This is a genomic window from Kitasatospora sp. NPDC059146 (assembly GCF_042786665.1).
In the GTDB taxonomy this organism is placed as follows: Bacteria; Actinomycetota; Actinomycetes; order Streptomycetales; family Streptomycetaceae; genus Kitasatospora.
In genome coordinates this window covers 44,796-53,506 of the sequence record NZ_JBHZCY010000059.1, presented here as the reverse complement: position 1 = coordinate 53,506, position 8,711 = coordinate 44,796, and the positions used below count along the sequence as shown (strand labels likewise).

The window sequence follows — 8,711 nt, the reverse complement described above, 5'->3', positions numbered from 1 at the left end:
CGTGAAGGCGGCGCCACCCCGTCCGGGTGGCGCCGCCTTCACGGCCGACCGGCCCCTCAGCCCGTGGGCGCCCGCGGGACGATGACCGGGGCGCCGTCGTCCGGGGCCGCCAGGACGTGGCTGTCGATGTCGTACAGCGCCCGCACCAGCGGCGCGTCCACCACCTCCCGGGGCGGCCCGCAGGCCACCACCGCGCCGTCCCGCAGGGCGACCAGCAGGTCGGCGTAGCGGGCGGCGGCCGCGAGGTCGTGCAGCACCATCACCACCGTGCGCCCGCCGGCCGCGACCGTGCGGACCAGTTCCAGCACCTCCACCGCGTGGCCGAGGTCGAGCGCGCTGGTCGGCTCGTCCAGCAGCACCACCGGGGCGTCCTGGGCGAGCACCATGGCGAGCCAGCAGCGCTGCCGCTGGCCGCCGGAGAGCTGGTCGAGGCGGCGGTCGGCGAGGGCGTCGACGCCGGTGGCGCGCAGGGCCTCGGCGGTGAGCCGCTCGTCGTCGGCCGACCACTGGCGGAACAGTCCCTGGTGCGGGTGGCGCCCGTAGCGGACCAGGCCTGCCACGGTGACCGCCTCGGGGGCCTGCGGGCTCTGCGGGAGCAGCGCGACCCGGTGGGCGGCCCGGCGCGGGCTCAACCGCCAGATGTCCTCGCCGCCGACCAGGATCCGCCCGCCGTCCGGCCTGTGCAGCCGGGCCACCGCCCGCAGCAGGGTGGACTTGCCGCAGCCGTTCGGGCCGACCACCGCCACCACCTGCCCGGCGGGCACGGTGAGGTCGATGCCGCCGAGCACCGGGCGGCCGGGGCGGTACCCGGCGGTGACGCCCTGGATCGTCAACTCCATCTCTCAGCCCCCCGGTTCCGCGTGCTCAGGAACCGGACAGGGCCTTGCCGAGGTCGCCGATGACGACGTCGGCCGCCAGCGGGCCGCCCCGGGTGGACCAGACCGAACCGTCCACGGTGACGGCGTGGTTGTTCTTCACCGCGTTCAACTGCTGGTAGGCGGGCTTGGACTGGACGTCCTTGAGGGCGGCCTTGCCGTCGTCGGTGAGGGTGGACAGGAACAGCCAGTCGCCGTCGATCTCGGCGAGCTTCTCCAGGCTGAGCGCCGGGCTGTGGGCGTTGCCGTCCTTGTCCTGGGCGGCCGGGCGGGTGAGGCCCATGTCGAGGGCGACGCCGCTCGCGAACTGCTTCTTCTCCATCCAGCTGGGGCCGGTGGGGTTCCAGCGGACGATGGAGACGGCGGCGCCCTTGTTCTTGCCGAGGTCGGCACCGGCCTTGGTGGCCTTGGCCTGGTAGTCGTCGATCACCTTGGTGGCCTGGTCGAGCTTGTTGACGGCGTTGCCGATGCCCCGGAAGGCGAGCTTCCAGTCGTCGGTGGGCGCCATGGTGACCAGGGTGGCGGGGGTGATCTCGCGCAGCTGCTTGAGCACCTGCTCGTCCTGCATGTCCCCGGCCAGGATGAGGTCGGGCTTGGCGGCGATCACCTTGTCCATCACCGGCTGGAGCAGGTTGCCGACCACCGGCACGCCCTGGACCTTGTCCTTGAGGTACGCGGGCGGCTCGTTGAGCCCCTGGCCGTTGGTGATGCCGGCCGGCTTGAGGCCGAGGGCGAGCACCGCGTCGAGGTCCTCCTGGGTGAGGGTGACGATCCGCTTGGGCTCGGCGGGGACCTCGACGGCCTTGCCGGTGGCGTCCTTGACGGTGCGCTTGCCGCCGTTGGCCGCGTCCGCCGCGCTGCCCGGGGCGGCGGACGCGGAGTTGGAGGGGTCCGCGGACGTGGACGAGGACCCGGAGGAGCCGCACCCGGTGAGCAGGAGGGCGGCCGCCCCGGTGACGGCCAGCGCCTGGGCCGCGCGGCGGCGGACGGGGTGGAGCGGGCTCTGGGCGTACGGCATGGGTGCCTCCGGGGCGGGGGTGGTACGGGAGTTGGGGGCGTCCGGGCAGCCCGGCACGACGGCGGTGCCGGCGGGACGCTCCGGCCATTAGGTTAGCCTTACCTTATGACATCGTCGCAAGTGGGCGCCCCCGAAGCGCCCGCCGTCACCGCGCCCGGCGCCCCTCCCCCACCGGCCCGCCCCCTCCGGGACAGCGCCTGGCCGGTCGCCGCCGGGGCGGTCGCGGTGCTGCTCGCGCTCACCGCGCTCTCGCTCTCGGTCGGCGCCGGCGAGGTCGGGCCGGGACGGGTCCTGGACTACCTGCTCGACCGCGACGGCGCCCGCGCCGACAGCCGACTCGCCCTCGTCGTCGGCGAGTTGCGGCTGCCCCGCACCCTGACGGCGCTGCTGGTCGGCGCCGCCCTCGGCGTCGCCGGCGCCCAGCTCCAGTCGGTCACCCGCAACCCGCTGGCCGAGACCGGCCTGCTCGGCGTCAACGCGGGCGCCTCGCTCGGCGTCGTCCTCGGCATCGCCGTGCTCGGCGTGCAGACCTCCTACGGGTACCTCGCCTTCGCCTTCGGCGGCGCCGTCCTCGCCAGCACCCTGGTCCTGCTGATCGCCGGCAGCCGGGGCGGCGGCTCCCCCATGCGGCTGGTCCTCGGCGGCTCCGCCGTCGGCGCGACCTTCGGCGGCATCACCGGCGTGCTCATCGTCAACTCACCCGAAGCATACGACCGTTACCGGGTCTGGGTGCTCGGCTCGCTGGCCGGGGTGGAAGGCTGGACGACCCTGGGCCAACTCGCCCCCGTCCTCGGCGCCGGCTTCCTGCTCGCCCTGCTCACCACCCGGCCGCTCACAGCCCTCGCCCTCGGCGACGACCTCGCCCGCGGCCTCGGCCACCGCCCCGGCGCCACCCGCGCCGCCGTCGCCGCCGCCGTCACCCTGCTCACCGCCTCGGCCGTCGCCCTGGCCGGGCCGATCTCCTTCCTCGGCCTGCTCGCCGGCTTCCTGGCCCGCGCCCTCGCCGGGCCCCGGATCGGCCGACTCACCCTGTTCGCCGGGCTGTTCGGCGCCGCCGTGCTCACCGGCGCGGACGTGCTCGCCCGGGTGGTCGCCCGGCCCTTCGAGGCGCCGGTCTCGGTGATCGTCGCCCTGGTCGGCGCCCCCGCGCTGATCGCCATCGTCCGCTCCCGCCGCTCCGCCGCCCTGGCGATCGGCGACCCCGCCGCCGAGGCCCCGCCCGTCCAGCGCGCCGAACCGCGCCCGGCGCGGCCGGACCCGGCCCTGCGGTACGGCGCCTGGTCCGTGCTGGTGCCGCGCCGGCCGCTGCTCGCCGGACTCGGCCTCGCCACCGCCCTGCTCGCCGTCGTGGTCGTCTCCGCGCACGCCGGACAGAACGAACTCGGCCTCGGCAAGACCTTCCAGGCCGTGTTCGGCTACGGCGAGCGGCTGGACGTCCTGCTGGTGCAGAAGTTCCGCCTCGGCCGGATCGTCGCCGGACTCGCCGCCGGAGCCGCCCTCGGACTCGCCGGCTGCCTCACCCAGACCCTGGCCCGCAACCGGCTCGCCACCCCCGAACTCCTCGGCGTCAACGACGGCGCCACCGCCGCCGTACTGATCTCCGCCACCGCCTCCGGCACCTTCGGCGCCTGGTGGGCCGGACCGCTCGGCGCGCTGGCCGCCGTCCTGGTCGTCACCCTCGTCTCCGGCGGGCTCGGCGCCCGCGGCTACCGGGTGCTGGTCGTCGGACTCGCCATGTCGGCGCTCGCCTCGGCCGTCATCCAGGTCGCCCTCGCCCGGCGCTCGCTCAACTCCGCCGGCTCGCTGTACGTCTGGACCTCCGGCAGCCTCAACGGCCGGGACTACGCCATCGCCACGCCCGCGCTCCTCGGACTCGCCGTCCTGGTGCCGACCGCCCTGGTGGTGGCCCGGTGGCTGGCGGTGCTGCGCTTCGACGACAGCGTGGCCGCCTCGCTGGGCGTCGACCCCGGGAGGGTCCGGCTCGCCTGCCTGCTGCTCGCCGTCGCCCTCGCCGGGCTCGCCGTCGGGATCTGCGGGCCGGTCGGCTTCGTCGCCCTCGCCGCACCCGTACTCGCCGCCCGGCTCGCCGGACCGACCCGGGTGCCGGTGCTCGGCTCCGCGCTCACCGGCGCCCTGCTCGTCGTGCTCGCCGACACCCTCGGACGGGTGCTGATCGGCGGGGTGGAGATCCCCGTCGGCATCGTCACCACCGTGCTCGGCGGCCCCTTCCTGCTCTGGGTGCTGCTCGGGCGCCGTACCAACTGATCCTGGAGAGACAGACGTTGAACGCCTTCCCGCTGATCGCACCCGACCCGGACGACGCCGCGTACCGGCTGGTCACCTTCATCTCCACCGAACAGGACTGCGACGGCGTGCTCGCCCTCGTCCACACCGTCACCGACAAGGACCGGCACGCCGGCGACCTGACCCCCCACCTGATGGAACGCCGGGGCGGCCGCTGGGAGATCACCTACCGGCTGCGCGCCGACCACCGCGCCTCCTACCAGCTGCACCCCTTCCACGGCGCGCCCCCCGGCACCACCCGCGCCGACTGGCTGCACGTCCTCGACCACGCCCGCCCCGACCCCCGCGACAGCGAACCCCGCCTGCCCGCCCGCGACGGCCGCCACCCCGCCTCCGTGCTCAGCCTGCCGCAGGCCCCCGCCCAGCCGTACGTCCGGCGGCGCGAGGACGTACCGCGCGGGCGCACCCTCCCCCGCACGGTGGCCGGGCGGCGGGTCGACGTCCACCTCCCCGCCGGGTACGGACCCGGCCTCGGCCCGTACCCGGTCGCGGTACTGCTCGACGGCGAGATGTGGGGCGAGGTGCTCTCCGTCGGCGACACCCTCGACAACCTGACCGCCGACGGCGCGATCCCGCCCACCGTCGCCCTGCTGGTGCACACCATGGGCCCCGGCCGCCCCGACGACCTGAGCTGCAACCCGGCCTTCGTCGACCTCCTCGCCGACCGCCTCCTGCCCTGGGCCGCAGCGGAGTTCGACGCCACCGACGACCCGCGCCGGACCGCCATCGCCGGCCAGAGCGCCGGCGGCCTCACCGCCGCCTACGCCGCCTTCCGGCGCCCGGACCGCTTCGGCAACGCCCTCTCCCAGTCCGGCTCCTTCTGGTGGCCCGACGAGACCGAGTTCGACGCCGGCAGCGAGTGGCTCACCCGCCGCTTCGCCGCCGAACCCCACCGGGACGCCCGGTTCTGGATCGAGGTCGGCCTCCAGGAGTGGATGCTCCTCACCCAGAACCGCCACCTGCGCGACGTGCTCACGGCACGCGGCTACGACCTCCACTACCAGGAGTTCAACGGCGGCCACGACTACGCCTGCTGGCGCGGCGGCCTCGCCGACGGACTGGCGCACCTGCTGGGGTCACCCGCAAGGACGGTTTAGGTCAATTCGCATACCCCCGACGCCTGTGCGGACGTAGCGTCGGAACCCACACCGAGTGACCTGGGGGGTCAGCGATGAACGCGTCCTCGTCCGCCACGCCGCCGCCGATGTCATGGCAGTACTGCGGTGACCAGCTCAAGCTCTGGCGCGCCCGCGCCGGAGTCAGCCGCGAGGCCCTGGCGACCGAGGCCGGCTACAGCTACGAGAGCCTGCGATCGATGGAGGCCGGGCGGCGCAAGCCGTCGCTGCACCTGCTGCAGGTGGCGGACGAGATGTGCGGCGCGAAGGGGATCCTGCTGGCAGGGGCGGACTACTTGAAGCCCGAGAAGTATCCGCGATTCGCTGAGGACTACATTCGCAACGAAGGGGAGGCGGTGGTCATCAACTGGTACGAGAACCAGCTCTTCCCTGGCTTGCTACAGACCGCCGCAACAGCCAAGACCGTCATCGACGGACGCTGGCCCCCGCTGGACGACGAGACCGTTGCGGTACGGGTGGCCGCTCGCCTTGAGCGTCAGGAGTTGCTGAAGGTCCAGAGCAAGGCGTTCAACTTCGTGATCGAGGAGAACGTCCTCCACCGCCGACTCAGCACGGAGGAAGCCCACGTCGAGCAGTTGCTGCACCTCCTCGTCATCGGCAGGCAGCGCAACGTGGCCATCCAGATCGTTCCCTCGGTCGGTTTCCACCCTGGCCTGGAAGGACCGTTCGTTCTCCTGGACTTGCCGGAACACGAGCGGCTCGCCTACGAGGAGGGCCAAGCAGCCGGGATGCTCCACGCGGACACCGACAAGGTGCAGTTCCTGAGTCAACGCCATGAAAGGATCCTTCGGCAGGCTCTCACTCCGGAGAAGTCGGCCGAGTTCATCAACGCGTTGGTGGAGGACCAGTGAGTAGCGAGTTGACTTGGCGTAAGTCCAGCCACAGCGGGAGCGAGGGCGGCTCGTGCATCGAGATCGCTCACGCCGAGGGCACAATCCACGTCCGCGACTCCAAGGACAAGTCCGGCCCTCAACTCGCCTTCGCCCCTGGGGCCTGGGCCGACTTCATCGAGTTCACCCGAAACGTTCCTCGCCACGTCGGCTGAGGCCGCTGGCCGGGCCTCGTGCTAGCGTCACGGGCGGCAGCGCGACGGCGCCCGCCCCGGACGAGATGTGCGCCGTACCCGGCCCGCCAAGACGACGCACCCAGGGAGTCGTCATGACCGCCGCCGACGCACCGATCGCCCGTCCGCTGGACGTGCCGTGGATCCACGGCTCGCCGTCCGCGAAGCACGACACGGACCCGGAGATCCAGGCCTACGCGTACGACGAGAACACCGTCATCCTGCGGCAGAACAAGGCGGTGCACTACGAGGCGCCGTTCCTGTTCCTGCTCTTCGGGGCGGACCGGGCGGTCCTCATCGACACCGGAGCGACCGCCGAGCCCGCGTACTTCCCGCTCCGGGCGACCGTCGACGGGCTGATCGCGCAGTGGCTCGCCCGCAACCCCCGCGACCACTACCCGCTGCTGGTCCTGCACACCCACCCGCACGGCGACCACGTCGCGGGGGACGGGCAGTTCGCCGACCGGCCGGACACCGCCCTGGTCGGCGCCGACCGGCCCACCGCCTGGGCGTACTTCGGCTTCGACCACGACCCGGAGGCCACCGCCCGCGTCGACCTCGGCGGCGGACGGGTCCTGGAATGCCTGGCCACCCCCGGCCACCACCCGGCCGCCGTCACCTACTACGACCCGTGGACGGGCTTCCTGCTCACCGGCGACACCGTCTACCCCGGCCGGCTCTACATCGACGACTGGCCCGCCTTCGGCCGCAGCATCGAGCGCCTGATCGCGTTCACCCGGGAGCGGCCCGTCACGTACGTCCTCGGCTGCCACATCGAGATGACCCGCGAACCCGGCGTCGACTACCCGATCCGCACCACCCACCAGCCCGACGAACCCCCGCTCCAGCTCACCGTCGACCACCTGCACCGCATCCGCGCCGCCCTCGCCGAACTCGGTGACCGGCCGCGGCGGCACGCGCTGGACGACCTGATCCTCTGCCCCAACGACTGAGGGGCCGGGCGGTCACGCCGGCCCGGGTGGGCCGGCGCGGGTGCTGACGGCTGGCCCGCATCGGTGGTCTTGCACGCCTGACGACCGCTCGGCATAGTTGCGTCACATCCCGCCGGGCACATCCCGCGGAGCCGCTCACTCCCGAGATTGACATGGACAGGACGTATGACCCTCAGGAAGGAGTGTCCTCTCATGGCACGATCCGAGCGGGTCTCCCGCAGCCTGCGCCGCCTCCGGGGTGGCGGCCACGCCACGGTCGGCATCACCGCGGTCCTCCTCACCGCGATGCCCGTGACCTCGGCCCCGGCCGCCCCGCATCCCCCGCGCCCGATCTACGTCTTCGCCCACAACCTGAACTCCGCCGACCAGGTCGACAACGCCCTCGCCGCCGGCTACAACGGCGTCGAGGTCGATGCCGCGTTCAACGTCTCCGGCGCGTGCGGCGGCACCAGGCAGTGGGTCTCCTGCGACCCCGGCAACCCGGCGTCGGAGAGCGTCGACCCGGTCAACATCAAGCGGAAACGCACCGGCGCGGTATTCGACGCACTCGCCAACGCCCGGCGCAGCGGCAAGAACCTCGCGGCCGTGTGGGTCGACATCAAGTCGTCCACCGACGGCGACCAGCCCGCCCAGATCAGTGCACTGCGAGGCCTGGTCCGCGACAAACTGCTGGCCGCCGGGATCAGGGTGATGTACGAGGTGCCCTACCCGTCGAGCAGTGACGCCGCCTGGAACGCACTCAAGCAGAACCTGGACCCCCTGGAGTCGACGGCCGTGACCGGCACCTACGCGCAGGTGCGCGACACCTTCTCCCGGGAGGGCGGCGGAATCCCCACCAGGCACCGGTTCGCCACCGACGGTTCGGCGGTCTTCGCCACGTTGACCGGGACCTGCATGAAGACCGACGGCGACAAGGTCACGGGGCTCAGGGACAGCGTCGCCAACCGTGAGGCGGGGAACATCGCCGGCGTCTTCGCCTGGACCATGGGCTCCTCACCCGACGGTGCCGACTGCGCGGCACGGATGCTCGGCGAGATCGGGGTCAACGGCGTGATCGCCGGATCCCGGCTCTCGGACTACCGCAAGGAGACCGACACCGACGTCGCGGTGAACAACATCACGGACTGGGTCAGGAGGCACCCCGCCCAGGCGCGGATGGCCACCGTCCACGACACCCTCTTCGGCTGAGCCGAAGCCGCAGCGGCTCCGGCTCGGAGCTGAGTCGGGGGGCCCCCCCGGCCGGGGGTGGGGGGGGGGGGGCGGGCGGCCGGGCCGCGGCACCGGTCGTACGTCCGGGGGGGACGCCGGGAGCGGAGGCCCGGCCCCGGGGACCCCCGGCGGGTGTAGAAAAAAAACAAACCA

General features: G+C 73.3%; 8 protein-coding genes and 1 riboswitch. Of the genes, 6 read left to right on the top strand and 2 right to left on the bottom strand.

The genetic code is table 11. From position 1 onward, the window contains the following. Window positions 1–56 precede the first annotated feature (56 nt). Window positions 57–839 (bottom strand): ABC transporter ATP-binding protein, encoded by a 783-nt coding sequence (locus ACFXPX_RS24170; RefSeq protein WP_380643190.1) that lies wholly within the window; start codon window positions 837–839, stop codon window positions 57–59. 25 nt (window positions 840–864) lie between these two features. Next, window positions 865–1,893, bottom strand: a complete 1,029-nt coding sequence (locus tag ACFXPX_RS24165) for an ABC transporter substrate-binding protein (RefSeq protein ID WP_375892002.1) — start codon at window positions 1,891–1,893, stop codon at window positions 865–867. A gap of 105 nt (window positions 1,894–1,998) precedes the next feature. Between ACFXPX_RS24165 and fhuB the strand changes: the two genes are divergently transcribed. The 6 genes from fhuB to ACFXPX_RS24135 all read left to right on the top strand — a co-directional run bounded on the left by fhuB (window position 1,999) and on the right by ACFXPX_RS24135 (window position 8,537). Then, entirely contained in the window at window positions 1,999–4,158 is a 2,160-nt protein-coding gene (gene fhuB, locus ACFXPX_RS24160) for a Fe(3+)-hydroxamate ABC transporter permease FhuB (protein WP_380643188.1), read from the top strand. 17 nt (window positions 4,159–4,175) lie between these two features. After that, window positions 4,176–5,294 carry an enterochelin esterase gene (gene fes, locus ACFXPX_RS24155; RefSeq protein WP_380643186.1) on the top strand — a complete coding sequence of 373 codons (1,119 nt, stop codon included), beginning with the start codon at window positions 4,176–4,178 and terminating at the stop codon, window positions 5,292–5,294. 74 nt (window positions 5,295–5,368) lie between these two features. Next, window positions 5,369–6,184: a Scr1 family TA system antitoxin-like transcriptional regulator gene (locus ACFXPX_RS24150; protein ID WP_380643184.1), complete on the top strand. Its 816-nt coding sequence runs from the start codon at window positions 5,369–5,371 to the stop codon at window positions 6,182–6,184. Next, window positions 6,181–6,378: a DUF397 domain-containing protein gene (locus tag ACFXPX_RS24145; protein WP_380395837.1), complete on the top strand. Its 198-nt coding sequence runs from the start codon at window positions 6,181–6,183 to the stop codon at window positions 6,376–6,378. Before ACFXPX_RS24150 ends, ACFXPX_RS24145 begins: the two co-directional genes overlap by 4 nt. A gap of 41 nt (window positions 6,379–6,419) precedes the next feature. Beyond that, a riboswitch (guanidine-III (ykkC-III) riboswitch) is annotated at window positions 6,420–6,479 on the top strand. Between the two features lie 12 nt (window positions 6,480–6,491). Next, window positions 6,492–7,349, top strand: a complete 858-nt coding sequence (locus ACFXPX_RS24140) for an MBL fold metallo-hydrolase (protein WP_380643182.1) — start codon at window positions 6,492–6,494, stop codon at window positions 7,347–7,349. A 192-nt stretch (window positions 7,350–7,541) separates the two neighbouring features. Then, the gene (locus ACFXPX_RS24135; protein ID WP_380643180.1) at window positions 7,542–8,537 is read left to right on the top strand and encodes a hypothetical protein; all 996 of its coding nucleotides are present in this window, start codon (window positions 7,542–7,544) and stop codon (window positions 8,535–8,537) included. Window positions 8,538–8,711 lie beyond the last annotated feature (174 nt).